We start from the raw sequence: 26310 nt of genomic DNA, 5'->3' as shown, positions 1-26310 counted from the left end.
ACGAACCGACCTACTTTTCGACGGCGCTGGTGCCGTCGCTCAGGAACGGACCCACCCATGACCTCTTCGACTCCCTATCACTGCCCGGTCATCCCCGTGGGAGAGCTGCACGGCCAAACCCCCAAGGCCCGGCTGGCCACCAGGCTGACCTTGGGTGAAACGGCCCGGCCGGGCGACATCGTGGCCTTGCGCCAGCCCGGCTGCATGCTCGACAACAGTCTCTCGATCGGGGCGGCCCTGCCTGTCACGACATCCGCCGCAGGCTTCCACGAGGAGCGCCTCGGCGACCTCCCCGCCCATCTCCGGCCCGGCCTCGCGCAATGTGGGGCGGCCATCGACGACGATTGGGAGATCCTCGAAGAGTTTCCCTCCGAATTCCTTGCGCCGGGTGAAACCGGGCTGGCGCGGCTCGAGCTGATCTACTGTTTGGGGGCCTTGATGTTCATCTGGCTCGAAAAGGCCCGGGCCTTCGGCACCCCGCCGACTCTGCTTGTGTCCACACACCAGCCGGCCACGCTGTTCGTACAGGAAGCCGACCTCCTGCGTCCTGGTGCCCGGCACCGGCGCAGGCTGCAGGCGCAGATCGATCTGTGCGAATGGCTCTCTGAAGTGCCGATCCTGCGCCCGACGCTGACCTGACACACGGCCTGTGCAGATAGCTCTGCGAACGACCGATGACCGGCCGCCGTCATCACCTCTCCCATCGCACTAATCCAAGGCCTGCTCTTTCCCCAGGTCGAACTATGGCCACGCTTTCATCCGAAGGAACAATCCCATGTCCCGCATCACCACCACCATCCTCACCAGCAGCCTCGGCATGCGACACTTCCTACAGGAACTTTTCATCCCGGCGAAGTTTGCTGACAGAGTCTCGAGTTTCCTGAAGGCCCCAATACCTCAAACTCTCGTCGGAGCTTATGAGGAGGCAGGGACGTTTGCCTGGCTCATCGCAGAGCGGGAGTATGTCAGCGTCGACGGCATCGATAATTTTGCCAGTGAGCGGTGGGACGTCCGCTGGCTTCAAGACGACAACGGCAATCGGCGCATGCTTTTGCCCGACGGCTGGACGGCTGCGGTCGATGATCTGGCCCTTGCCGTCTTGGAGCCATGCAGAAGCTACCGCGCGATGCTTGACCCCTCCAGACCGCGGCAACTCATCCTACCGTTCTGGCGCAGCGAGAGCGACAGGTCCGAGGATGCAGACATCACGCGCGCCCCTGAAGGGAACCGCTTTATCTTGAACACCATTCTCGACATGGTCGCAGGGCAGGACTTCGATCCGATGGAGTGCGACGATCTTTGCTTTGACATGCGCCGATCTCCGGAGGACACCGACCTGATACTGTTCGGGATCGTCGCCCGGCGATAGGACACCAGACCCCCCTCTCCAGGTTGCAACGGTTGTTTCGACCTTAACGGACCGCGACAGCCACCGCGCATACCTTGGAACACGCGCATAGGCCCCCTCTTGGTCTTGCGCTGCATGTGGGAGCATCGGTCAACAAGAAAGCCCATGGTCAACCGAGGGCGGTTCGGCAGCGATAGCCCCGTCATGTCCGGGTCTCCGACCAATGTCTTGAGAAAATGGCGCGCCGACAGGGTGCAGCAGAAGGATGGAACATCGGCGCGCCCGGCTCCGGTGATCCGGCCGGGGCGTTCGGGCCGCGAGGGCCCTCAAGCCCGGCACCGCGAAGAGCGCCGGATCGTTTCAGCCAGGCGTGTCGTCTCTCGTGTTGTCCGGGGACGTCAGGACAGCCCCGCCCGGCGGGGCTGCGACGGGCCTGTCAGGCCGCTGTCAGCGCGTCCCAGACCGGATTGCCCGCCTCCGCTTCCGCAAGGGCAGCGAGATGGTCGCGCAGGCCATCGGTCAGCAAGCAGATCTCCTCGATGACCGGGGAGGCAGGGTCGAGGGCGGCGAAGCATCCGGCCTCGAGGCTGTCGAGGTCCTCGACACCGTCGAGGGAGAGCAGCCGGTGCAATGCGATCAACTCGGTGCGCAGGCGCCGGGTCAGCGGCGGCGTGTCGAGCAGGTCGCGCAGCAACCGGGCGGCGCGGCGCACCGCGGGCACGTCACCGAGATGGCCGGCGGCGGACACAAGCGCCTCGGCATGGCGCAGCGCGAACTCCGCCAAGGCGGTTTCGGCTGCGGCGGCGCTATGGGCATGGGTGGCGACGAATGCGGGGGCATGCATGGTCATGGGCTACTCCGTGTTCTGGAATGCCAGCGTCAGCTGCTGGTCAATGAGCTCCCGTCCGGGGGAGCGATACGCTCTCCCTCCTGCCTTTTTTCTCCTTTCCATCAGGCCGGGGCCGGGGGCGCGGTCTCACCCGAGGACCGCGTCCCGGCACCTGCCGCGATATCGCCGCCGCCGGCGCTTCCGGTATTGCCGTACATCTTTGCCAGGCGAAGCTGCGCGCCAGCCTGGGCTCGCTCCCCTGCCCGCTTACGCCTCCCGGCACTCTGCCAGCAGGCTGTCGATCATGTCCTGGCCGCGCTTGCGCAGGGCCCGCTCCACGGCCGCACTTTGGTAGGCGGCGGCAGTCCGGGGATCGCGCTGCGCGTTGAGCGCGAGCGCAGCTTCCACACCCTCGGGACCGAGCTGACCGAGCTCAGAATGCACCTGAGAACGGGCAATATGCGCCCCGGTGCCGAAATGCTGCTGCCAGACACGGGAAGGGTAGCTCGCCGCCAGCTGTCGCCCGTTCCCCGCGCGAAACAGTGGCAGTTCTTCGGCCATCGCCCGCTCGCGCATCTGCGGCAGCCAGACCGGGTCCATGCCGCGCAGCACGAGCGCATCGAGAAACGGCGTCAGCACCGCATGCAGCCTGCCGCGCAGGGGCTCTTCCTCCTTGCGGGTCTCGATGTCGACGCGGTAGCGCGCACCGTCAAACCGCACGTCCCGACCCCAGAGCAGCTGCCCGTCACCCAGGCGCAGCGGCAACAGGGTCCAGATCGCCACGACCGACGCCTCGATCAGCAGCCGCAGCTTCGTCTGACGGCGCCGCGTGGCCTCGCTTTTCGCGAGCAACTCGGCGGCAAGGCCCCACGTGGCCGCAAGAGCGGGCAGCTTGTCGAGCCGGCCGAATTTGAGCGGCACCACGGTGCCAAGCTCGCGGCGCAGGCAGGTCTCGTGATGGCGCAGGGCCGAGAGCACCAGCGGCTCGAGCCCCAGCGCCTCGCCGAACTTACGCAGCCGCATCACGGCGGTGTGCCGAGTGGCGGGCCGGTTGCCCTGCGCCTTGTAGGCCGGATCTTCCCGCGCCTCGGCCTGCGCGGTGCGGGACGCCTCGAGACGCCGCACGCCCTCGACGGTGATGGCCACCTCCGCTCCCGCTTCGCGCTGCACATGGGCGTATTCGCGCAAGACATCCTCCATGCTGTCGATGACCGAGGCCGCCGGTGCGGCCTGGTGCAGCGGCAGGGCGCCAAGGCGCATGCGCTGAAGAAGCGCGCGCCATGTCTCGGGCAGATCGGCCGCATCGACCCGCCGTGCGGCCGGCGGCCTTGCGGTCTCGCCCCTGTGCGCGGACCGCGGCGGCGCCTTGCGGGCGATCGCGCCCGCCAGTACGACATGCACCGCCGGATTGCCCGGCAGCAGCGCATCGAGGGCAGCCTTCAGGCTGCGCAGGCGACGGCTCGAGGCGGCGTCGGCCACGAAGGCCAGGTAGTCCGCCTCCGTCGGCACGGTGATGCCGTGCGCCTCGGTGAAGGCGATGAACCGAGCCAGCACGCGCAGATCCTCGAGCCCTACCGTGTCGAAGGCAGGCTGGTCGCGGTAGGTCGCCATCAGCGGATCGGCCCGCAGTGCCGCCCGATCGCGCCGGTCGCAGCTGCGGCTGCGCGGACGCTTCTGACGAATGGCCGTGCGCACCACCTCGCGCACGGGTGTGTCCTCGGGCAGCAGACGGTCGAATGCGGTGCGCAGGTCGTCGAGCCGACGGGTGGATGTGTCAGCCGCGACGAAGGACAGGAAGTCGGTGACGTCCGGCACGGTGATCCCCTGCCCATCGGCAAAACGGAAGAACCGATCGAGCGTGCGCAGCTCACGCATACCGATCGCGCTGAGCCCGGGGGTGTCGCGGAACGGCGCGAAATGGTCCGCCGCGAGGATCTCCTCGCGGTTGCGGGTGTCATAGGGCTTACTCATGCATCAGCTCCACCAGCAGATCCTGGCCGCGCTCGACGAGCTTCAGGGCGTTGAGCCAGCCGTAATACTGGCGCAGCGTGCCAGGCGTGTCGTCGATCCGCTTGGCGATCACCTCGATCTCGTTCGGGTGGCGATCGAGCAGCAGCGAGGTCTGGCCGTGCCGCATCTGGTGCGGGGTCATCGGCAGGTTCACCACCGACCGCATCAGCGCCGAGAACTCGGCCCCGAAATAGTCGGCGTTGAGCGGCGCCCCCGGCACCGTCACGGCCGGGAATAGGTAGGGGCTGGTCTCGGCATGGGCAAAGAGCGGTCGGATCACCGCAGCATACCACAGGATGGTGTCATGACAGCCATAGGCATTGGTCCGGATCGGAAACGCGATCTCCGCCTTGTTCTTGGTGTGCTCTGCCGGGATCAGCACCTTGATCGGCTTCCTTGGCGCTTTCGGTAGGCGGATCTGTGCGTCTTCGCCGATGCAGGTCAGCTGCATGGCATTGTCGACGCGGATCGGCGCGCCGCCGATCTCGATCGCCGCAAAGCAGGCGCTGGCCCCCAGCAGTCGCACCCTGGCGCGCTCATGGCCCGTCAGCGCGCGCTGCTCCGACAGGGCCTGCGCCAGCAGGTTCTCCGCCTCGGCGCGCAGCACCTCGTACGACGTTAGGAAGCGCTTCCGAAGCGCTTTCTTGTCGATCAGGCTTTCGCAGAAGCCACGGTTCTTCGGCGTCATCCGGCGGTCGGTCTTCTTGCCCTCGCGCGCATCCTTGTTGTTCGCCAGCACCTGGCAGAGAAGGCTTGTGTCGATACCGAGCTGCGCCCTGAGCTGGTTGAGCCCCTTGAGATACTTGCGCGCGGTGCGCGGCTCGAGATGGCCGGTCCGCTTCGACCGATGCCGCCGGGCGAACATTTCCCCGGCGAGGGTGCAGATCGCCTCGTCATCGGCAAGGAGCGGCGTGAGGTCCTCGGTGTGCGGGGACACAAGCCCCTTTTCGAGAGCGATCCGCAGCGTGGTGCGCAGCGCGCTGCGCAGGACATGGGCATGGCCCTGGTGATCGTCGGCGAAGCTCTGCGTCACCGGGTCCCAGCCGGACTTGGTCAGGGCGTCAACCCAAGCCCCGATCTGGGCCTTCCAAGACGATGCGATCGGCGTCAGCTCGGGCACGCGCGTGTCAGGCGTAAAGCCGATCGGGTGCGGCGGTAGCCAGTGCGTGAGCTCGGGGAACTGTCGCAGCTCGTCGAGCCGGGCGAGCGCACGGCGATTGGCCTCCCGCTTGTTGCCTTGATACATCTCGTCGAGCTGCCGCGCCCGGGCGAGGTCGAGATCGCGCGGCTGCCACCCTTGGGCTCGGGCGACGAGCGCGAAGGCCTTCAGCGCGGCGAGCTTCATCGGGTGCCAGCGCACCCCCTGTCCGACCTTGCCCTCGGTGAGCGGTGTGATGGCCGCGAGAAGCCGGCTCCAGTCGTCCTGCATCGCCCGCAGCCGCGCCTGCTCGGCATGCACGCCGAGGAACTCGCGCAGCGCCGCCTGCAGCCTGCGGCGAAAGAGCGTGTAGGCCGTGTGGCTCGACCAGTGCTCGGGGTCGAACCCGGTCAGCGGAAACCGCTCCTCGACCAGCGCCAGCTCCGCCGGAATCATGCCGAGCGGTTTGTTGAGGCGCTCGCCCCCCTTCTCGATCGCGGTGAGATAGCGAGCGCGGGTGGTGGCCGACAGGTCGGTGCGCGATGCGACATGGGTTTGCAGCTCGGCCAGCGTCGGCCCCGTCACCGTCGACGCGATGGTCCGTGCGATAGGCCGTTTGGCAGGGCCGGCCTGGCCGGTCAGATCGAGCATGGCTCGTGTCCTTTCTGTTGAGAAACAAGTGGGTCGTCTGGACGCGCTTTCGGTCGCCAAAGCGCGTGCCGGACACACACGCCTTCGAGGTTGCCGCCGGTGAAACCGACCGGGCGTCTGTGTCCCGGTCGCTTGGGCGCGGGTTCGGTCTTCATGGCGCCGATCGGTGTGTCCCGGGCACGGGACGTGCGGGAGATGACGCGGATCATGGGGTGGGCCGGATCGTGCCGAAGACCGGGGCGGGCTTGGCGTAGAGGGGCTGAGGCTGGCCCATGTGCCAGGCCAACACCTCGGCTCGGCGCCACCGCTTGGCACGGGCGTCCTTGCGCCCCCCGGACAGATCGATCGCGCACGGGAAAGGCCCGGCGCCTTGCGGCACCTTACCTTTTGCCCAGCGATAGATGATGGAGGGGTCGAGCACGCCCACGAGATCGGCCACCTCGCGGGCGGTCAGCAGCGGCGTCATCAGCGCCGCGTGATGCGCGGGGTCCTGCTCTTCGGCCAACCCCAGGGCGCGCCAGACGACCGGCCAGCGGGTGGTCCCACCCCGCAGGGCCATGCCGAGATCCCGCAGCACACGGGTCAGCGGCCGGGGGTCCGGCCGCTTGTCCGGGTCCATCGAAGGAGGCTTCGGCGCAAGGCTGAAAAAGGTGACGAGATCGGCGCGGGTGAGGGGTGTGTCAAGCATGGCCCGGGGGAATTAGGCCCCCAGAACGGCCGCCAAAAATGGCCATGTCGCAATTCTTGCCTGCCGTGCCGCGTCCCCCCTCCGGAGGCGCGATCAGGCGCCCGCCTTACGGCGCATCGATCGGACGGGTCCGGTGCCGGAGTTCCCCGGGGGATCAGCGCAGCGGGCGCTCAGGTGGGTCACATGACAGCCCGGGGGACCAGGGCCCCGGGCCTCCGTGCCGTATTCCTGACTGACGCCGCGCTTTATGCCGAAAAAGCGCAGATCAGGGTGCCGTGGGTTTCGACGGCATCGATCAGGTCCAGCGTGATCCGGGCATAGACAGGCAGGACCTCCGTCCACTCGATCTCCCGGCCATCGCGGTACCAGAAGGCCTCGGGCACTTCGGCGGGAATGTCGTCTTCCGACAGACCGGCCTCCCGCATCTCCTCTTGCAGCTGGGCCGCAACCTCCTCGAGCACATAGCTGTCGATCAGCAGGTCGTCGGAGCCGAAATAAGCCAAAGGGGGCCTCCGAGCCCCGATCAGACAGAAGAAGTCGTGGTGATTGCGGAGACCAAGGATGATCTCCTCTTCTCCGGGGACGACGAAATACACATCAAGACCCATGGGCCATATCCCTTGAAGGTTCGAATGCGCACCCGATCGGTGCGTGGACAGGATCTGGGTCGATGTCGCAGGCGACGGAAAAGCCGACCTTCCCAAAAAATGTCACGCATCCGCAGGTGGCCGGCTTCGGCGGGAGATGCGCCAGGCAGGTGAGGCCGGTGAGCCTCTCTCGGCCGGCTCCGGTAGGGAAGGCTGCGCCCAACCCTGTCAGACCCCGACGATCACCCCATACCGAGCCGTCAGCGCGGCCGAAGGCGGCGCGGCCGGCTATTTCCTGGGATTCTTCTTGTTCTTCTTATTCAGGGGGCAGAATTGTCATCCTGCGACAGGGACTTGCGGGTCACCGGGACGCAGAAACCCGGGCCAGGGACGCAGAAAACCGGGCCAAGGACGCAAAAACCCGTACAACGGACGCAGAAACCCGGAAACCGGACGCAAAAACCCGGTGTCTGAAGGAAGACCCCAGCCCGGGCACGGCATCACGCTTCCGGCCTGAGGCGGGTCGGTCCGGCGGCCTTGCCGGACGCACGCCCCGTCGAGCAGCCGATGGCGCCCTGCCGCCTATCTCGATCCAAAAAGACAGGAACAGTCTTACAAGCGACGATTTCTTTTCCGGTCATGAAAAACGGTCCGATCTACTTCTGGACGGCGCTGGTGCCGTCACGATCGAGAACGGAGCCATCCATGACCAGCTTTCCCGCAGCGTCCTCCTTCGCTGCCGCCCTCACGACGGACAACACCACCTCCTCGACAGCTTCCCTCGACAAGTGGGCCACTCTAGGCCGCGAAGGCTACAAGGGCTTGCCGCTCGAGGCCTGGCTGTTCGGGTATATCGGTTTGCACGACACGCTGTGCTCCGCGCCATGTACCGGGGCTCGGCGGATCTCTGCGGACCTAACAGAACTTGCCTTTAGCGGGCTCGGCGGGGACATCACGCTGCGTCTTCATCTTGAGACCGACGTCGCGGGCGACGTGACGAGTTTCGAGATCGAGGGTCTGACCGCGGCATCGGATCTGCCGATGCTCGCCGATCTGCGCTTCGACACGCGCGACACCGCCAACCCCTTCATAGGGCTGACGCACTGCCTCTTCCACATTGTCGAGCTCCGGTCAGCCGATATCCGCGCGGCGCTGAACAATCCCGATCTTTTCCACGGCTGATCGCCGCCTCCATGTTTCCCTTGCTTCGACTGGATCACCCATGACCTCTTTGACCCCCTACCACTGCCCGATCGTTCCCGTGCAGGAACTGCACGGCCGAACCCCCAAGACCCTGATGGCCGCCACGATTGCCTCGAACGAGGCGGCCCGGCCGGGCGACGTCGTGGCCCTGCGCCAATCCGGTTGCATGCTCGACTGCAGCCCTTTTATCGGAGCGACCCTGCATGTCGTGAAAACCGCCTCGGGTTTCCGGGCGGATCGCCTCTGCGAACTTTCCGCCCATAGCAAGCCCCGCCATGCTCAGTGTATGGCGGCCATCGATGATGATTGGGAGATCTTCCAGGAGTTTCCCTGCGAGTTCCTTGAGCCAGGGGAAGTGGGTCCAGTGCGCTTCAATTTGATCCACTCCCCGGACGTACTGATGCTCATCTGGCTCGAGGAGTTTCACGCGTTTGATAGACCGCCGGCCCTGCTCACGTCGACGCTCCAGCCTGCGGCACTGTTCATCGCAGAGGACGATCTTTCGCGCTCTGCCCCCAGTCGCCAGCGCAAGATCAGGGCGCAGATCGATCTGTGCGAACATCTTTCCGGGGTGCCGATCCTGCGGTCGATGCCAACGTGAGGAATGACCAGCCCAAGTCTTCCTGCGGGCGGTTCGAAACCAAATCCCACAGTTCGCCCCTGGGCAATCCTCGTCGACTGAACCTCTTCGGCCATTTCCTGTCGCGAGAGGGGACATCAGCCCCGATTGCAGCTTTCCTGGTAGGGCAGACGTAAAATCCCCGGTTTCCGGCCTCAAGGGTCGACCGTACAGTTGATCGATCCTCCCTTCCCTCGGGGCCGCCCTACAACGGAACGCCAAGATCGCAAGGCACGCGGGCCAGCGGCCGGGGCTCGGTGGCGCGTCAAGCGCATGCGAGACTACTTTGCCTAAAAGGCAAAGAAGATAGCGAGATCAATGCGGAAGGGGGCAACGAGCAGGGGCAGAAGTATTCTGCCGCCGGAAGCAGCCGCCAAGATAGCTTGATAGGCACAGCGCGTATTCGGCTCCCCGTACGCTGCCATGTCCCCCCTTTGCGCATGCCGCAAAGGGGCGGTGTTGGCACGAGGCTGCCCGGTGACGCCGCTCGATGAACCGCAAATGCCTGTCTTGCTGATGTCGCCAGTACGCCTTCGGAGCTGGTGTCATGATCCTCGGCCGCGCAAAGGGCAACGTCCAGAAGCATTCACGCAAGGTACCGACCCGAAGAGCCGAAGAGCCGAAGAGCCGAAGAGCCGAAGAGCAGGCCGTCTCGATCGCGCGGGCAAGCCCAGTACCTTCTGCCCGATACGCGTCGGATAAGACCGCTTTGTTCATGGGCTTCTGTTCAGCGTGGTCCGGCCGGAGACACGCAGTGTCTCTCTCTCTCTACGTCTGATCTCGTGCCAACTCTACAACCAGGCGCATGCGGCGAAAATTTTTTCAGAAAAGTTGCGGTTCGGTTTTTCGCCGCCGCCGGATGAACCCAGTTTCGGATTGTGACCCACACGTTCTTTAATGGAGACGACCATGCTGACCATCACCCCCACTTTCTCGTTCGTGCCGCCACTCAAGCCCGAACTGCCCAGCCCTTGCACTGTCGAATTGCATTCCCTGCAGAGCGCGGCCCAGGGCGACATTCTCGGCATCATCCTTGGTCATGGCGCCGGGCCGCAATATCCCAGCGGCTCGGTGTCGGAGTATTTGTGTGCCATCGTTGCGAATGGCGATGGCCGCAGCTGCGATGGCGCTTTCACCAGTTTGAAGTCCGGCGCCCGGGCGGCGGTCCGCGCCCTCAAGACGTCCTGGTTTCGCAGCCATCGCCCCGCCAGCTACTATCTTACCCAGCTCGGCTGGGCCAACGGCCCGTACGAGACGATGCATTTCAAGACCTTCACGGTCGCTGTCGCCTTCAAGGCGGGCGGCGACCGCGGTCCGGGCGCCCTTACCGCCGTTCATGTGCTGATGCATGCCGAGCCGACTCCGGATGTCGCTGGAGGAACCATCGCCCAACTGCAGGCACTCTTTGACTTCCTGCGCGGGATCAATCCCCACTATCAGTACTACACGATCGAGCTTCCTGCGCCGATCGAGCTGTCATCGATGAAGATGACCACGTTACCCGCCCACGCTCTGTAGCAATCCCGCACGACCAACTGAAGGTGCGCGTTGGGGCGAGCGGTGCAGGATGTATCGCTCGCCCAGGGGCCAAGGACCTGCCTCCCAGTGGCATCATTCACCGGAGATGAAGGGCCCCCGCCCAAAGGGCTTCGGACACGCGAGTTCCTCATAACTTGCCAGCGCAAAACCCAACCCCACCCGGCGCGCGGTCGTGCCGTCAGATCCCCGATGCACCTGATGCAGGACTCCCCATGACACCTCTCTACTGCCCTATCTACATCTCTACTGACCGCCAGAACTGCAGCATCTCGCCTGAACTGGCCCAACACCTCGTCGCTCCAGCAAAGGCGCGAAACGGCGACGTCGTTGCCATTTGTCACGAGTATCACTCGACCGAAGCGCACTTCGGCCGCGAAGTCGTCACCTATTTCGTGGTGCACATGGACGGCGCTTTGCAGTTCCGGAGCTACTGCGGTCTCGAGGCGTCGCAGCAGGCGCCTATGGCGCATCTCGAGATGCTCCTTCAGGAAGAGCCGAGCATTCCGATCATCGTGCAAATGCAGGTGGAGGGCGACGGTCGGATGGAGGGTATGCAAAAAAGCCTCGAGAAGCCCAAAAGCTACAGCGTTTACCATCTGCCAAGTGCGATTGGGATCCTCAAGGAGGACGGCTACAGGAGCAACAAGCCCTGGACGCAGGACAATCTGGACGAACTGATACGTCTTGTCCTGCCGGCGACCCCCAGCGCCCATGCGGCGCTGGCCCAATACGCGGATCTGGCCCAGACCACGCAGCTCATGCGAGACCTGCTCCACTTGCAGAATGGAAGTATTAACCAGCCTGAGCTCGTCTGCCCGCTCCCGTCCCAATTCGAGAACTTCGATCTGACCTACTATTGAATTCTGATCGGGTCTCGATGCCCCGCGGTGGCTGCTCTGCAGCCCGCCGCGGGACGTCTGGCAGCCGCGGGGAGGGCCAGATGTCCCGTCACGCGCCAGGGATTGGATACCAACCCGGCACCGCCCCCGGCCACGCCGATGCGATCGGCTCGTGCGCCCTGGCAACAAACCGAGCTACCGGCGTTGCAGCGCCGCGGCGATCTGCGCGCGCTGACGTGCATCGGTTTGTTGCACGTCGTGGGCCAGGCGCAGGGCGATGTCCGGCTTATGGCGCCCGATAAGACGCAGAAGCTCGGCCACCGCGTATCCCGCTGGGACGGCCCCCCCGAGATCGCCGACGATAAGGGCCACTGGCCGAGATCCCCCTCGAGCGGGCGGTGAGCGGAAGCTGAGCCGTGCGTTGCGCACTGTCACCATATCGCGCAGCGCCAGGGCCAGCGCCGGTTCGCGCGTAGCGTCGGGGTGGCGCGAGAGGACATCCGCGAACCAGCCCACCAGACGCTGCTCTTGCGCAGGCAGGTTGACTTCCATGGAGAAGATCAGATCGAAATCGGGCCGCGTACGCGTGGCGTAAGCGGCGAGGTCGTGGGTGAGGGTCTGCCCGGTCATGCGGGACTCCTTTGCAAGGTGAGGGAAGGGCCGACCGGTTTGGTCCGGCGACGCCGCAAGCGCCCTGAACGCCGACGCGTCGGGGCCTGAAGGTGCGTGAGGCGGTCAAGTTGCGCGCATGCCGTATCAGGAAGCCGTCCGACGACCGGCGTGCCACGTGCCCCGTTAACGAAACGGGGACTGTCGAGCGAGATCCGGACCCGGCGTACGCCTATGAAGCGGGTTGGCCGGTCAAGAGATGCGAGCTGGATGTCAGGTCCCGTGACGTGCAGCTCTTGGCCGCGGTTGGCAGCGGTCCAACGCGATGTGCCGTAGACGAGGACCACCTCGCCGCCCGGATCGACCTGCACAACAAGGCAGGGGCGAGCGCGCTCGGCCGAGGGGGCATCTACATAGGGGAACCGAAACGAGACGATGTCGCCTGCGGTGAGGCTGGCCTGCCAGGTGGCTGACGGAGAAGGTTCGAGAGGGGTCATGATCCGGGGGGTCCTTTTCCTGGTGGATCGACCCGCCCGTCCTTCTCTCCTCCAAGGGCTGCTGGAGCGGCGGGCGTGTCACCCGGACCACGCCCGCGGTCTCCCGCAGCGCTCTTTCGGCAAGCCCGCGCCGCCATTGCCCACAATCAAAGGACTCCTCCACGCAGCAGACGGCAGCGCCCGCCCCCCGTTCCGCAAGGCGTTCGTCCTCCGAATCCGCCGCTTTGGGGGCTCGCCTACCTTGTCACCAGGAACGCTTTGTTCAGTCCTGCCCGCTCTGACGGTGCATCCTCTCGGCAAAGCCGAACGTGAGGGGGGCCGTGGCGTCCGATCCCGCTCCCTTGGGCTGCGTCCTGCCTGCCATGTCACAGATGAATGAGTGACACTGCGGTAGGTGCATCGGTTCGGGAGGCCGTCGAGCGTTCCAAGGAAGTCGCGATGGAAGCACGGAGCAACATGATCGAGGCGCTGCTAAGCGCTTGGAATTCAAGAATGCAAAACCAGCTCGAGCTTGCTTTTCACGACGTCGACGACACCGCGGTGCGCTTGAGCCAGTGGTGCTACGCCACTCCCCGTAAACTACTACTTGTCAGGGGTGCTCGAGGACGCCGTTACGGCCCTCATCGACCACGATGATCATCACGGCTACCTCGACAACCTCGGCAACCTCGCACCTGTCGATGTCTATCTGGGGAGGACCAACACCATCCTCAATCGACAAGAAATCAGAGCCAGGACCTCTGAGACGCGCCGCTTGCTGCATCGCCAGACGGCGGCATGAACCGAACCCCGAGCAAGCCAGGCGCTCCCATCGGCATCAAACCATCGTACTCCAATTCATCTGACGACGAAGGATTGCCAGCGCAGGTCGAAAAGGCATTGCAATATTATTGTGCTATCCCCTAACGCCCGTATTTCGACAAGAAAGGGCGCAAAAAGTTTACGAGAATTGTAAAGGGCCGCGGAAATGGTCCGCGGCCCTTGGCGAAATTCTGAATATCGATCGATGTTCGATCGGAATTCATATTCTTCACCCCTCATGGGGTATGATCACCAGAATGACTGTCTTTTCAAACCAGCTTTGGCACTATGCCATGTAGCTTGGCTGTATAGATCAGTGTCGATCCTGACCCCTCACTGGGATATATAACCAGGCTCGCGCCCTACACATTATATGGTGCATAGTTAGCTGGGCCGGAAGCGATTTCGGCCTGAACCGCAAACAAATATTTATTACCTTGCGTAAAGCAACCCTGTCTGTCGCTGGCTGAGAGGCATACCACCAGAAAATCAGAGCAATTGCGCTTTAGGGAAGCTCTAGAGATGGCGCGGGACAATGCCTAACCCAATGTTGTAAGAGACACTTGGGCCCCCGGAGAGATGATTGGTACAGCTCGACACACAGCTTGCTTGCCAAGCCATCGGAAGATGAAGATTAGGTTTCGATCAATAGGTCATTGAACTGATGCGGTGGATGCCCCCGCCCCTGGAGCCGGACGGCGTCTCGTATGCCATGACGTGTGTGGATGCCCCCTGTTTGGCAAGCTTGATCTTCGCAGGTCGGCGGGGTCTTCGATCGGACGTGTGTCAGGCCTCTAAGTGTGGCCTTCGATGATGCCACGGGCCGGTATGCTGTTCGGATGGCTGGGTTCACATCGGTTCAGAGAGCTGCAAGCGCTCGAGCCCCGGGTCTGAATGTCCCTGCCTGAACTGGCCCCCGTTTCGGCCGGACACTCAGGTATAATCATGGAGGCTTAGGCATATGCCTAAGCACGTGCTTATGTCTGACTACGAAATCATCACAGACGGCGGCCGCAGGCGGCGCTGGTCTTCGGCTGAGAAGCTTCGGATCGTCGAGGAGACGCTGGAAGATGGCGCCAGCATGTCGGTGTGTCCCCCGTCAGCGCCTCTGGGACATGTGAGTTGATTTTGTAACGGAGGGTTTCTGGCTCATCGTAACCACCGAGGAGTGGAGATGAGACAGAAACCCGGAACAGCCAGACCGACGGCGGAGTCGGTGGTGAAGGACATCCGTCGGCGCACGCGGAAGCACCATTCGGCCGAGGAGAAGATCCGCGTCGTCCTGGAGGGGCTGCGTGGCGAGGACAATGAGCCATGTCGCGCCATCGGTCCGAGCGACAATGGCGAATGCCGAGCTTTGCCGGCGCGAGGGGATCGCCACGAGCCTCTATTACAGCTGGTCGAAGGAGTTCCTCGAGGCCGGCAAGAAGCGGCTCGCGGGCGACACGGCCCGCCAGGCCAGCAGCCCCGAGGTCAAGGAGCTGCGGCACGAGGCCTCGGCGCTGAAGGAGGCGGTGGCCGATCTCACCCTGGAGAACCGCTTGCTAAAAAAAGCATGCTCGGGGATGGGGGAGACGGGGCATGAGATATCCCGCCTCCGAGAAGCTCGAGATCATCCGGCAGGTGGAACGCTCACACCTGCCGGCGAAGCGGACGCTCGACATGATCGGCGTGCCGCGCACGAGCTTCTACCGCTGGTATGATCGCTATCTGTCGCTGGGCCCCGCCGGGCTCGAGGACCGGCCCTCGCGACCGAGCCGGGTCTGGAACCGGATTCCCGACGAGGTGCGCGAGCAGATCGTCGATCTGGCCCTGGAGCAGCCTGAGCTGTCACCCCGGGAACTCGCCACCCGCTTCACCGACACCCGGCGCTACTTCGTGTCCGAAGCCAGCGTCTACAGGGTTCTGAAGGCCCACGACCTGATCACCAGCCCGGCCTTCGTGGTAATCAGAGCGGCAGACGAGTTCTATGAGAAGACGACCCGGCCGAACCAGCTCTGGCAGACCGACTTCACCTATCTGAAGGTCATCAGCTGGGGCTGGTTCTACCTCTCGACCATCCTCGACGACTACAGCCGCTACGTCGTCGCCTGGCGGCTCTGCACGACGATGAAAGCGGCGGATGTGACCGCGACGCTGGAAGATGCCCTAGCCGCCTCGGGCTGCGACCGGGCCACCGTCGCCCACCGGCCCCGGCTGCTCAGCGACAATGGCAGCAGCTACATCTCCGGGGAGCTGGCCGGTTGGCTCGGTCACAAGGGCATGGACCATGTTCGCGGCGTCGCGAACCACCCCCAGACCCAGGGCAAGATCGAGCGCTGGCACCAGACCCTGAAGAACCGCATCCTGCTCGAGAACTACTACCTGCCCGGGGCGCTCGAAGAAGCCGTGGCGGCTTTCGTCGACCACTACAACCATCACCGCTACCACGAGAGCCTCGGCAATCTCGCCCCTAACGACGTCTATCTCGGCAGGGCCGACACCATCCTCAATCGGCGAAAGGAGATCAAAGCCAGGACGATCGAAAAGCGCCGTTCGCTGCATCGCCAGACGGCGGCATGAACCGAAACCCGAACGAGCCAGACCCTCCGTTCGACATCAGACCATCATGTCCCAAATCATCTGACGACGGACAAAGTGAACCTCGTGCCGTGCAGCGCGCCCGCCGCAATGCTGGGCGCCGCGCTGCCTGAGCTGTTCGCGCCGCTCGTCCGGTCTCTCGTTGATCGCTCGGGCCTGTCAAAGGGCGCGCTGTGGCGGCTCATCGGCGACGCCTTGGCAGGCGCGCTCCTGATGCAGGGCAAGCATGCGGGTCGAGAGGAAAAGGCCATGGAAATGGCCTATGCGGCTCTGCGCGATCGGCAGAACCCACTTCATTCCCGTCAGACTGGCTTTTTCCGGATCGAATTGCCCGAGCGGCCGGACATCGCCGAGTGGTTCCGAGCGCGGGGCGGCTGTTGCCGCTACTACACGACAGAGGGTGGCGCATATTGTTCGACCTGCGTCCTGCGCGACCCCGAGAGCCGCGAGGCGCTGCTGCGCGCCCATCTGCGCCGCAAGCATGGGCTGGAGGAAGCGTGACGAGACCCCTCCCCCACCGAGCGTGCGGCCATCACAGTCCGCTCACCCGCCCGCGCCTGCCGTTAGACCCGCCCCCGCGGGCGCGACATCCCATTTCGCAAAACCGGAGAAGACCATGCTGCGCCTGACCACGGCCATCTCGACCATCATCATCGGCCTTTCGGGGCCTGCATTCGCACAGGACTACCCCGTGACCTTCGAGCACAAGTTCGGGACCACGGTGATTGAGGAGGCGCCTAAGCGCGTTGCCTCGCTCGACTATGCCGGAGCCGACGATCTGCTCGCCCTTGGGGTGCAGCCAGTAACCATCCGTCACTGGTATGGCGATTACCCCCGCTCGGTCTGGCCCTGGGCCGAGCCCCTGCTCAAGGGAACCTCGACGATCCTGCGCGGCCAGATCGACTTCGAGGCGATCGCCGCCGCTGAGCCAGAGGTGATCGTCGCCCTGTGGTCCGGCATCACCGCCGAAGAATACGAACGCCTGAGCTTGATCGCGCCGGTGGTGGCGGTCCCCGAAGGCGTCGGTGACTACGCCTTGCCCTGGGACGAGCGCGCGCGCCTGACCGGCCGGGCCGTCGGACGCGAGGCGGAAGCCGAAGAGCGGATAGAAGCGGTCGAGGCCGAGCTTCAGGCAGCGGCCGATGCCCATCCGGACTGGACCGGCAAGACCGCCGCCGTTGCCTATATGTGGAACGGCGACCTGGGCGCCTACACGTCGAACGATATCCGCCCGCAGCTGCTTACAGAGGTGGGCTTCAAGACGCCGCAAGCGATCGACGATCTGATCGTCGGCAATGAATTCGCGGTCAACTTTTCCCCCGAAGATCTTTCGCCGATCGATACAGATCTTCTCGTCTGGCTCCCGGAGGCAGAGAACAGACAGCCGATTCTCGACCTGCCCGCACGCAAGTTCCTTGATGTCGCCCAGGAAGGGGGCGAGATCTTTCTCGACGAGGAGCTGGTCGGCGCCTTCTCGCATGCCTCTCTCCTGTCGATCCCCTACGCTGTGGGACGCCTCGTCCCGTTGATCGAGACCGCTCTCGACGGCGATCCCGCGACGACCGCTGATGCGAACTGAGCGAGAGAAGAGGAGAACTTTCATGAAGCGTCTCGCCACCATGGCCCTGATCGCGGTCGCCGTGCCTGCGGCCGGGCAGGAGGTCCGCACGGTCGTCGACGGCACCGGGGTCGAGGTCACCTTGCCCGCCAACCCGCAGCGGATCGTCTCGCTGCATGACACCTCGCTGACGGTCGCGCTTCTCGAACTGGGGATCGAGCCGGTCGGCTCGCACGGACGGACCCGGGCGGACGGCACGCCCTATATCCGCTCCTCCGCCACGGCCACGGGAATGGATTTCGCCAATTCCGACATCGCGTTCATGGGCAACTTGCCAGCCGATGTGGAGCGCGTCGCCGCGGTCGACCCCGATCTGATCGTGACGACGAGCTGGCAAACAGCCGATCCGGACCAGCTGCGCCGGATCGCGCCGACCTATGTCTTCGACATCGCGACGACCAGTGATTTCGACGTCTACGCCGAGCTGGCGGAGATCACCGGGCGCGGCGACCGCCTCGCCGCGCTCGAAGCACGCTATGAGGCGCAGCTCGATCTGATCCGCAGCCAAGTCGACACGGAGAAGCTGCGCGTCTCGGTCATTCAGGGGCATGACGGCGAGCTGCTGGTGTGGAACTCCTATGGCACGCTCGGCAAGGTGCTGCGCGACGCGGGCTTCTCGTTTCCGGAGATCGTCGATGCTATCGAGGGAAACGAGCGTCAAACGTTCTCGGCCGAGATGCTGCCGCGCTTCGACGCGGACATGATCTTCGTCACCTATCGCGCCGACCGCGGCGAAACGGTGGCTGATGCCAAGGCCGCACTCGAGAGCGTTCTTCCGTCATGGTGCGATACGCTGCATGCCTGCCGCGAGAACCAGGTCGTCTACCTGCCGCGTTCTCTGGCGTCGACCTCAACCTATGATGCGGCCAGCACGCTTGCCTATACCGTCCTGAGCCATGTGGACGGGCACGACCTCGTTAGGATGCCGGATCAACTGCGGTAACGAGGGAAGACGCCACTCGGGGAGCAGACGTCGCAGCATGGAGACGCGGCGCCGCCCTTTTCAGAGGCGTCATTGAGGGGCGAATACCGCACGTGACCTTGGCTTTGGCCATGCTGGGTGTGACCCGCCCAGCATGGTCCTGTCCGCTCCAGTTTCTGTTTAGTAAACCGACTTATCAGGCATAGCGGCGGCACGCCGAAGCCTGACCAGATCGGTAGAACCGCTGTGGTTTTGCCCCCGTTTCACCGGACACTCAGGCGGTTGCGGTTTGAGCAGTGATAAACATGCGGGACGAGCGCATCTTCAGCCCTGAGTGCGGGTGATGGGTGTTGTAGTCCTCGAACCAGTCGGCGAGCAACTCGAGGACAGCGACGGCATCCGGCAGTGGCGTGACATAAACGTAGTCGCACTTCAGCGTCTTCACGAAAGCCTCCGCGATGCCATTGCTCTGCGGGCTCTTCACCGGCGTGTAGCAGGGCTTCAGGCCCAGCTGTCGAGCGAAGGTGCGGGTGTTCCTGGCGACGTAGGGCGAGCCATTGTCGCTGAGTATCTCGACAGGATGCGGCGCTCGGTAGCTGCCGAAGCGGGCCTCGACGGCCTCCAGCATCATGTCGCGGATGTCCGAGCCGCTGATGCCGGCGTTCACCACGGCCCGCCCGGCGATGATTTCCCGGTCATGCGCATCGATGATGAAGGCTCCTCGGACGACATCACTGTTCCAGCAGGTGAACTCGAAGCCGTCCGAGCACCAGCGCAGGTTCGAGCGCATGGTGATGACCTTGCCCTCGTGCGTCTGATCCGGCCGCTCGGTGTATCTGCGCGCCAGCAGTAGGTCGTGCGCCTGCATGATGCGGTAGACCCGTTTGTGGTTCACGGGCGCGGCGCCTTCGGCCCGGAGCCGCCGGTTCAGAACCGCCGCAATGCGCCTGTAGCCGTAGGTCGGCCGTGCCGTCACGATCGCCGAGATCAGTGGAAGCACGTCCGCAGCGCCTTTTGGCCTTCGGCCCGCGCCGCTCACCGTCTTGCGCTTTGTGATAGCGCCGACGCGGCTTCGCGCTCCCGTTCAGCCGTGCATTCAGGTTCGAGCGGGAGACGCCCAGCGTCTCAGCTACGGCCTTCACCGGGAACCGCCCTTGGGCCGGTGCGCAGCACGCGCGAGCCAGATCGGTTTTTTGAACGCGACTTGTCCAAGGCTTCCTTGACCTCGACCTCGAGCGTCTTGCGTCCGAGCTGCCGCTCCAATTCGCGAATGCGCTCTTCCATCTGTCGGACGGCACGGTTGCTTGTGAAGTCGTCATCTCCGGACACGACCACGGCTCCCCCATCCAGCATCAGGCGCCGCCAACGATCCAACAGGTCTGCCGCCACGCCATTGCGGCGCGCGACCACCGAAATGCTGGCGCCTTCCTCCAGCGTCTCATCGACGATCCGAAGCTTCTCGGCCGAGGACCAGCGGCGCCTGCGGCCGCCGTCGGTGATGATCTCGTAGTTAGACATAAACACGTGCTCAGGCATATGCCTAAGCCTCCTTGGTTACGCCTGAGTGTCCGATCGAAACGGGGGCAGAGCACACCGCGACCAGATCGCCGATAACATCTCGCGCACCACTCAGGATGGCTACGCCATTTCACGCAACCAGATGATCCTCAACGAAATCGGCCTCGCCGCGCCAATCTGGGGCCCGGACGGCCGGGCGCGGGCGGCAGTGCAATGCTCGGTCTCCTCCTATCGCTGGGACGAGGACCTGCTCCGCGGGAAGGTCCTGCCGGCCCTGCTCGAGACTGCGAACGCCAATTCGCCAATGGGACAGGGCTGACCGATCACTCTGCGCCGTCAGCTCGTATCGCCGACCAATGCTTCGACGATGCGCTCGTGGCGGGTCACCTCGTCGATCAGCGCCCCGAGCGTGGTCAGGCCGCGCCCTTCGCAGATCGCGAGCAGGCGTATCAGCACCTCGGCCGTCGCGCGCGCGTCGCCGAGCGCGGTGTGGCGTTCGACCTCGGGAAGCGCGACGCCGAGCCGTTCGGTGAGCGCGTCGAGCGTGTGCGTCTCGTGACCGCCATAGACGGCCGCCGAGATCAGCACCGTGTCGAGGATCGGCGGCTCGGGAGCGGCCCCGGCGCGGCGCAGCATGGCCATGTCGAAGGGGGCGTTATGCGCAACCGGGACCGAACCCTCGGCAAAGCGGCGGAAAGCCTCGGCGGCCTTGGCCTGGTCGGGCGCACCGGAAACCGCCTCGGTGGTGATGCGGTGGACGCGGGCGGCGGCTGCGGGGATCGGCCGGCCGGGATCGACCAGCGTCTCGAAGACCTCGCCCGGCACGATCCGCCCGCCGAGAACGCGCACCGCGCCGATCTGCACGATCGCGTCCGAGGCAGGGTCGAGGCCGGTGGTCTCGGTGTCGAAGACCACGAAGCTCAGGTCGCGCAACGGCGTGTCGCGGGCGGCGGCACCGGTGCGTCCCGCGAGCAAGGCGAAGTCGTAGGTGAGCGGGCGCTCGGCCTCGGGGTCCAGCGGCTCGAGCATGAGCATGTAGCCCGCCTCATCGCCCATCAGGCGGATATGGCCGGTGCAGACCCGGCCCGACAGTGTCTCGGCCACCAGCGGCGCGCGGCGGGCGCCTCGGCGGTGCAGCTCCTCGAGCGCGGTCTCGATCGGTCCGGGGCGCAGATACTCGAAGATCGAGGCGTTGAGCCGAACCGGCCCCTCCTGCCCCAGCAGGTCGGCGGATTGGCCGTCATAGAGGACGAGCTTGTGGCTCGGGCCCATGATGCTAACCGCGACCGGCATCCCGGTGAGCACGGCGGCGAGGCGGTCCTTTTCGGCGGCGAGTTCGGCGGTACGCTCGGCCAGCGCCTCGGCGGCATCAAAGGTGGAGCGGCCGAGCCGGTCGGCGACGGCGGCGGCGGCGGGAACGAGATCGTCCAGCCAGCGCGCGCTCTGGAGGTCGAGCGGCATGTCCGCACCGCCATGGGCATGGGCGCGCAGCCGGGCCGCGAGGGCGATGACCGGCTTGGCCACGTTCTCGTCGAACAGCAGCCAGATCCCGGCGATCACCGCGAGCAGGCCGAACCCCGCCACCACCCCGGCGGTGACGAAGGGCGAAAGGTCCGCCCCCGCCACCTGCCGGTAGCCGAGCGCGAGGCCGGTGGCGATCGCGGCGAGCCCGCCGGCGGCCGCCAGCGCGAAGAACAGCGCCACGCGCTGTCGCAGGCCCAGCCGCTGCATCTCAGCTCTCCGCGCAGGCGGCGGCGAGCAGCGGATCGTCGGGCGGGGCCTGCGTCCACTCGGCGCCCGCGATGCCGCCGTCCGGCGCGATATCCGCGCCCTCCACCAGCGCCGCCCGGCGGTTGCCGGCGCAGTCGAAGGCGACCGGCACGCGTCGAAGCGGCGCCCATCGGCCGAAGAAATACATGTTGGCGATGCGCTCGCCGGGGCGGTCGGGGTTGGTCTGCATGCTGGCGCGGTCGACGGCGACGAAGCGGTCGATATAGGGCACGAGATAGGTCCAGGGACGGAAGAAGGCGCGATCCTCGACCCTGTCCGCGACGACCAGCCCCTCGGGAAGCGCGGCGACGGTGCGGCCGTACCAGCTGTATTCGAGGCTGATCGTGGCGGTGATCATCGCCAGACCGGCCACCGCGGGCATCAGCCAGCGCGGCAGCCGTCCGCCGGTCGCGCGGTTCGCGGCATAGACGACGAGGGCGCCGGTCACGCCCGCGAAGATCACGCCGAGAAGTTCCAGAAACATCCCTAATCCTCCCCTGCCCGCGCCGGGTGGCGCGGGGTTATCCCAGTAGTCGCCGGCCCTGCATGAGCGCGGCCTGCATGGTCTTCACCACCACGAAGGCGTCGCGCAGGTGCGAACGTTCGAAATCCGACAGCTCGTTCGGCTGCATGAAGTTGTCCGGTGCCTCGTCGGCCCGGATCTGGCGGGCCTGATGCTCGATCCGGGTCTGGGCGATCACGTCATAGGCGTTGAGCAGGTCGCGCGCGCCATGCAGGCTGATCACCCCCGCCTCGCCCGCCGCCTCGAGCCGGGCGCGGGTGTTCATCGGCGAGAGCCGGCCCTGCAGCGCGTAGATCCGGGCGAGATCGACGACCGGGATGACGCCGTTCAGCTTGAGGTCGATATGGTGGCGGTGCTCGCCCGAGCGCAGCGTCGCGAAGCCGCGCAGCAGGCCCAGCGGCGGCACGTGGCCGGTCGCGTTCGAGGCCATGTGCGCGGTGAAGATCGAGTTGCCGCTCGCCGCGCGCAGCGTGTCCTCGTGCAGAGGCGCGAAGAGCCCCTCCTCGCCGGCGATCACCCGCAGGTCGAACATGACGGAGGCGAGCATCTGCGCCTCCTTCGAGGGCCGGGCGATCCAGTCGCGGAAATAGCCGGCCCAGACCGAGGCGCGTTGCCGCCAGCGCGGGTTGGTGGCCATCATGTCGCCGGGGCAGAACACGTAGCCTGCGGCGTTCATCCCGTCCGAGACGAAGTGGGCCAGCCCGGCGAACCACGCCATGTCTTCATCGGTGGCGGCGTCGGAGATGATTAGCGCGTTGTCCTGATCGGAGATGCCGGTCTGCTCCTGCCGACCCTGGCTGCCGCAAGCGACCCAGGCAAAGGGGGCGGGCGCGGCGCCATGAGCCTTTTCGTACAGGCGGATCAGGCGACGGGTCGCGCCGTCGGCCATGTCGGTGACGAGCCGCGTGACGACCTCGTGGCGGTTGCCGGCGGCGGTGAGCTGGACCAGCAGATCGGGGATCCGGGCGGTGACGCGGGACAGCTCCTCGGGCGAGCCGGCACGGGCCATGTCGCCCAGGAGCCCCGCCGATGTCGAGGCGAGGAAGCGGGTCAGGTCGGTCTGGGTGACCATCCCCACCAGCCGCCCGCCATCGACGATCGGCAGGTGGCCGAGATGGCGCTCCATCATCCGGTGCAGCACGTCCGAGCCGATGGCGTTCGAGGGCAGCGTGATCGGCGCTTCGGTCATTATCCGCGTGACCGGGGTGTCGGGCGGCATCGCCTCGGCCAGCGCCTTGTTAACCATGTCGCGCAAGGTGACGATGCCGCGCAGGGCGCCATTCTCGGTCACGCAGAGCGACGAGATCCGGCGGTCGCGCATCAGCTTGGCGGCAGCGCGCAGGCTGGTGTCGGGGGCGCAGGTCACCGGGTCGGTCGCCATCAAATCGGCGACGCGGGTGGAGGTGAGTTCCTCGGCGCGGGTGCGGGGCCGGTCGCCGAGCGGGTTGGAGCGGTCGAAGAAGCGGCGGACGAGCCGGTGCTCGCGCATCAGCTCGGCGAAAAAATCGGGGGAGAGCAGCAGCAGCGCGCTTGGCTCGTCGGCGCGGGCGGTGACGAGGGCGGTGCCGCCGCGTTGCAGCGCGCGTTCGCCGAAGCTGTTGCCGGGGCCGAGACGGGAGACGGTGGCGCCGCGCGCATCGGTGGTGGTCACCGCGCCTTCGCGGATCACGAAGAGGCCAGGCTGCGGCGCGCCGACCTCGCACAGCGCCTCGCCTGCGGCGGCCTCGATCGGCCGGGCGGCGGCCGCGATCTTCGCACGCACCGCGTCGGGCAGCCGATCCCAGGGGGGCTGGCGCGCGAGAAAGGCGTCGAGGGGCTGCGGCATCGGGGTCTCCGATAAGGGTCGTCCCGCGCCATGCTGGGCGCGGGACGCAAAGGTCGCAAGGGGCGGCGGGTGCGCCGCCCCTCGACGGGGGTCAGTGGCCGGCGGTCGCCGCCCCTGCGCCACGCGGGATGCGGACGCTTTCGACCAGATCCTGGATCTCCTGCGGCGGCTCCTGCGTCGCACGGCTGACCATGATCGCCGTGGCGAAGTTCAGCAGAGCACCCACCGCGCCGAAGGAGGTCGACTTCACGGTGAACAGGAGCGGGTCCGAGTCGTCGAAGGAGTTGGTGCCCGGGACGAAGAACCAGCCCTTGTGCAGGAAGATGTAGACCACGGTCACGCCCAGGCCCACGAGCATCCCCGCCACGGCGCCGGTGTTGTTCACCCGCTTGGAGAAGATGCCCATCATCAGCGCCGGGAAGATCGACGCCGCCGCGAGGCCGAAGGCGAGCGCCACGGTCTGCGCAGCGAAGCCCGGCGGGTTGATGCCCAGATAGGTGGCCACGGCGATGGCGGCGGCCATAGCGATCCGCGCCGACAGAAGCTCGCCCTTCTCGGAGATGTTCGGCGCGATGCGGCCCTTCACCAGGTCGTGGCTGACTGCCGAGGAGATGGCGAGCAGAAGGCCGGCAGCGGTGGAGAGCGCAGCGGCGAGACCGCCGGCGGCCACAAGGCCGATCACCCAACCCGGCAGGTTGGCAATCTCGGGGTTGGCGAGAACGAGGATGTCGTTGTTGAAGTTGACGAACTCGTTGCCCTGCCAGCCGGCAGCGGCGGCGCGTTCCTGCATCTCGGGCGCGGCGTCGTTGTAGTACTGGATCCGGCCGTCGCCGTTCTTGTCTTCCCAGCCCAGAAGGCCGGTCTGCTGCCAGGTGGCCATCCAGTCATAGGCCGGGTCGCTCTCGATCGTCTCGACCGACACGGCTTCGGCGTTCGTGCCCTGCGGCCAGAACTGCTGGGTGATGTTGAGCCGCGCCATCGCGCCCACGGCGGGAGCCGTGAGATAGAGCAGCGCGATGAAGACCAGCGTCCAGCCGGCCGACCAGCGCGCGTCCGAGACCTTGGGCACGGTGAAGAAGCGCATGATCACATGCGGCAGGCCAGCGGTACCGATCATCAGGCTGAGCGTGAACAGCAGCATGTTGAAGGTGTCGCCGTGGTGCTGGGTATAGGCCTTGAAGCCGAGATCGGTGACGATCTGGTCGAGGGTCTGCAGCAGCGGCTCGCCGGAGCCGGTTTCGGCAAAGAGGCCGAACGCCGGGATCGGGTTGCCGGTGAGCTGCAGCGAGATGAAGACCGCCGGGATGGTGTAGGCGGCGATCAGAACGCAGTACTGCGCGACCTGGGTGTAGGTGACGCCCTTCATGCCGCCGAACACCGCATAGGCGAAGACGACGACGGCGCCGATCAGCAGGCCGGTGGTGTTGTCGACTTCGAGGAAGCGGCCAAAGGCCACGCCGACGCCGGTCATCTGGCCGATCACGTAGGTGAGAGAGGCCACCAGAAGGCTGATCACGGCCACGAGCCGCGCGGTCGGGCTGTAGAAGCGGTCACCGATGAACTCGGGCACGGTGAACTTGCCGAACTTGCGCAGATAGGGCGCGAGCAGCAGCGCCAGCAGCACGTAGCCGCCGGTCCAGCCCATCAGGTAGGTGGAATTGTCGTAACCGGTGAAGGCGATCAGGCCCGCCATCGAGATGAAGGAGGCCGCCGACATCCAGTCGGCCGCTGTGGCCATGCCGTTGGTCACGGGGTGGACGCCGCGCCCGGCGGCGTAGAACTCCGAGGTGGAGCCGGCGCGGGCCCAGATCGCGATGCCGATATAGAGCGCGAAGGAGGCGCCCACGAAGATCAGGTTGAGGGTGAACTGGTCCATGGCGCTTATTCCTCCTCGACGCCGTATTGCCGGTCGAGCCGGTTCATCCGCCAGGCGTAGAAGAAGATCAGCGCCAGAAAGACGAGGATCGACCCCTGCTGCGCGAACCAGAAGCCCAGATCGGTGCCGCCGATGCCGATCCAGCTGATCAGCGGCCGCAGGATGATGCCGAAGCCGAATGAAACGGTGGCCCAGATGACGAGGCAGATGGTGATGATCCGCACGTTTGCGGACCAATAGGCCTTGTCATCCTTGGTCATCGTGGTTGGTGGATGTGTCGTGTGATCCGACATGCGGGCTCCTCCCGTCGTTGCATTGAT

Annotated in this window: 23 protein-coding genes and 3 pseudogenes; 13 read left to right on the top strand and 13 right to left on the bottom strand. The window is 65.7% G+C overall.

From position 1 onward, the window contains the following. The first annotated feature begins 57 nt into the window (after positions 1-57). Both T8T21_RS16150 and T8T21_RS16145 read left to right on the top strand, forming a co-directional pair. Positions 58-639, top strand: coding sequence for a hypothetical protein (locus T8T21_RS16150; RefSeq protein WP_322337712.1), 582 nt, complete (start codon positions 58-60; stop codon positions 637-639). A gap of 136 nt (positions 640-775) precedes the next feature. After that, positions 776-1369: a hypothetical protein gene (locus T8T21_RS16145; RefSeq protein ID WP_322337711.1), complete on the top strand. Its 594-nt coding sequence runs from the start codon at positions 776-778 to the stop codon at positions 1367-1369. A gap of 415 nt (positions 1370-1784) precedes the next feature. Here the strand turns inward: T8T21_RS16145 and T8T21_RS16140 are convergent, their stop codons facing one another. The 5 genes from T8T21_RS16140 to T8T21_RS16120 all read right to left on the bottom strand — a co-directional run bounded on the left by T8T21_RS16140 (position 1785) and on the right by T8T21_RS16120 (position 7272). After that, complete coding sequence (locus T8T21_RS16140; RefSeq protein WP_322337710.1) at positions 1785-2198, bottom strand: hypothetical protein; 414 nt, start codon at positions 2196-2198, stop codon at positions 1785-1787. A gap of 246 nt (positions 2199-2444) precedes the next feature. Continuing rightward, entirely contained in the window at positions 2445-4148 is a 1704-nt protein-coding gene (locus T8T21_RS16135; RefSeq protein WP_322337709.1) for a hypothetical protein, read from the bottom strand. Then, positions 4141-5976: a site-specific integrase gene (locus T8T21_RS16130; protein ID WP_322337708.1), complete on the bottom strand. Its 1836-nt coding sequence runs from the start codon at positions 5974-5976 to the stop codon at positions 4141-4143. Before T8T21_RS16130 ends, T8T21_RS16135 begins: the two co-directional genes overlap by 8 nt. A 205-nt stretch (positions 5977-6181) precedes the next feature. Next, positions 6182-6664, bottom strand: a complete 483-nt coding sequence (locus T8T21_RS16125) for a helix-turn-helix transcriptional regulator (protein ID WP_322337707.1) — start codon at positions 6662-6664, stop codon at positions 6182-6184. Between the two features lie 245 nt (positions 6665-6909). Beyond that, positions 6910-7272: a hypothetical protein gene (locus T8T21_RS16120; RefSeq protein ID WP_322337706.1), complete on the bottom strand. Its 363-nt coding sequence runs from the start codon at positions 7270-7272 to the stop codon at positions 6910-6912. 684 nt (positions 7273-7956) lie between these two features. Here T8T21_RS16120 and T8T21_RS16115 point away from each other — a divergent pair. Both T8T21_RS16115 and T8T21_RS16110 read left to right on the top strand, forming a co-directional pair. Next, the gene (locus tag T8T21_RS16115; protein ID WP_322337705.1) at positions 7957-8433 is read left to right on the top strand and encodes a hypothetical protein; all 477 of its coding nucleotides are present in this window, start codon (positions 7957-7959) and stop codon (positions 8431-8433) included. Positions 8434-8473: 40 nt separating this feature from the next. Further along, positions 8474-9055: a hypothetical protein gene (locus T8T21_RS16110; protein ID WP_322337704.1), complete on the top strand. Its 582-nt coding sequence runs from the start codon at positions 8474-8476 to the stop codon at positions 9053-9055. An 809-nt stretch (positions 9056-9864) separates the two neighbouring features. On the opposite strand, the gene T8T21_RS16105 is transcribed toward T8T21_RS16110, so the two are convergent. Next, the gene (locus tag T8T21_RS16105) at positions 9865-9993 is read right to left on the bottom strand and encodes a hypothetical protein (protein WP_322337703.1); all 129 of its coding nucleotides are present in this window, start codon (positions 9991-9993) and stop codon (positions 9865-9867) included. Between T8T21_RS16105 and T8T21_RS16100 the strand changes: the two genes are divergently transcribed. Further along, entirely contained in the window at positions 9983-10591 is a 609-nt protein-coding gene (locus T8T21_RS16100; protein ID WP_322337702.1) for a hypothetical protein, read from the top strand. The two genes, T8T21_RS16105 and T8T21_RS16100, sit on opposite strands and share 11 nt — an antisense overlap. 233 nt (positions 10592-10824) lie before the next feature. Then, on the top strand, positions 10825-11472 hold the full coding sequence (locus T8T21_RS16095; RefSeq protein WP_322337701.1) for a hypothetical protein: 648 nt from the start codon (positions 10825-10827) through the stop codon (positions 11470-11472). A gap of 174 nt (positions 11473-11646) precedes the next feature. Here T8T21_RS16095 and T8T21_RS16090 read toward each other — a convergent pair whose 3' ends face one another. After that, the gene (locus T8T21_RS16090; RefSeq protein ID WP_322337700.1) at positions 11647-12081 is read right to left on the bottom strand and encodes a hypothetical protein; all 435 of its coding nucleotides are present in this window, start codon (positions 12079-12081) and stop codon (positions 11647-11649) included. Positions 12082-13152: 1071 nt separating this feature from the next. Between T8T21_RS16090 and T8T21_RS16085 the strand changes: the two genes are divergently transcribed. The 6 genes and pseudogenes from T8T21_RS16085 (at position 13153) to T8T21_RS16060 (ending at position 18499) form a co-directional block, all read left to right on the top strand. Beyond that, positions 13153-13338, top strand: a complete 186-nt coding sequence (locus tag T8T21_RS16085) for a hypothetical protein (protein WP_322337699.1) — start codon at positions 13153-13155, stop codon at positions 13336-13338. Between the two features lie 981 nt (positions 13339-14319). Beyond that, positions 14320-14448: pseudogene (locus T8T21_RS16080) on the top strand (IS3 family transposase); the annotation flags it as partial. An 84-nt stretch (positions 14449-14532) separates the two neighbouring features. Continuing rightward, a pseudogene (locus T8T21_RS16075) lies at positions 14533-15920 on the top strand (IS3 family transposase). 75 nt (positions 15921-15995) lie between these two features. Further along, a complete protein-coding gene (locus T8T21_RS16070) occupies positions 15996-16439 on the top strand; it encodes a (2Fe-2S)-binding protein (RefSeq protein ID WP_322337698.1) in 444 nt (147 codons plus the stop codon). Positions 16440-16554: 115 nt separating this feature from the next. Beyond that, positions 16555-17517 carry an ABC transporter substrate-binding protein gene (locus tag T8T21_RS16065; protein WP_322337697.1) on the top strand — a complete coding sequence of 321 codons (963 nt, stop codon included), beginning with the start codon at positions 16555-16557 and terminating at the stop codon, positions 17515-17517. A 22-nt stretch (positions 17518-17539) separates the two neighbouring features. After that, positions 17540-18499, top strand: coding sequence for an ABC transporter substrate-binding protein (locus T8T21_RS16060; protein WP_322337696.1), 960 nt, complete (start codon positions 17540-17542; stop codon positions 18497-18499). Positions 18500-18752: 253 nt separating this feature from the next. Here T8T21_RS16060 and T8T21_RS16055 read toward each other — a convergent pair. Beyond that, positions 18753-20014: pseudogene (locus T8T21_RS16055) on the bottom strand (IS3 family transposase). A 28-nt stretch (positions 20015-20042) separates the two neighbouring features. Between T8T21_RS16055 and T8T21_RS16050 the strand changes: the two are divergent. Beyond that, positions 20043-20315: an IclR family transcriptional regulator domain-containing protein gene (locus T8T21_RS16050; RefSeq protein WP_322337695.1), complete on the top strand. Its 273-nt coding sequence runs from the start codon at positions 20043-20045 to the stop codon at positions 20313-20315. Between the two features lie 17 nt (positions 20316-20332). On the opposite strand, the gene T8T21_RS16045 is transcribed toward T8T21_RS16050, so the two are convergent. The 5 genes from T8T21_RS16045 to T8T21_RS16025 form a co-directional block, all read right to left on the bottom strand. Next, complete coding sequence (locus tag T8T21_RS16045) at positions 20333-21727, bottom strand: 3'-5' exonuclease (protein WP_322337694.1); 1395 nt, start codon at positions 21725-21727, stop codon at positions 20333-20335. 1 nt (position 21728) lies between these two features. Then, entirely contained in the window at positions 21729-22250 is a 522-nt protein-coding gene (locus tag T8T21_RS16040) for a hypothetical protein (protein WP_322337693.1), read from the bottom strand. A gap of 37 nt (positions 22251-22287) precedes the next feature. Further along, positions 22288-24114, bottom strand: coding sequence for a putative nucleotidyltransferase substrate binding domain-containing protein (locus tag T8T21_RS16035; RefSeq protein WP_322337692.1), 1827 nt, complete (start codon positions 24112-24114; stop codon positions 22288-22290). Between the two features lie 91 nt (positions 24115-24205). Next, on the bottom strand, positions 24206-25990 hold the full coding sequence (locus T8T21_RS16030) for a sodium:solute symporter family protein (protein ID WP_322337691.1): 1785 nt from the start codon (positions 25988-25990) through the stop codon (positions 24206-24208). A 5-nt stretch (positions 25991-25995) separates the two neighbouring features. Continuing rightward, entirely contained in the window at positions 25996-26283 is a 288-nt protein-coding gene (locus tag T8T21_RS16025) for a DUF4212 domain-containing protein (protein WP_322337690.1), read from the bottom strand. Positions 26284-26310: the final 27 nt, after the last annotated feature.

The sequence above is a fragment of the Limimaricola variabilis genome, assembly GCF_034371605.1.
GTDB classification, from domain to species: Bacteria; Pseudomonadota; Alphaproteobacteria; order Rhodobacterales; family Rhodobacteraceae; genus Limimaricola; species Limimaricola variabilis.
This window is presented reverse-complemented; position numbering and strand designations above follow the sequence as displayed.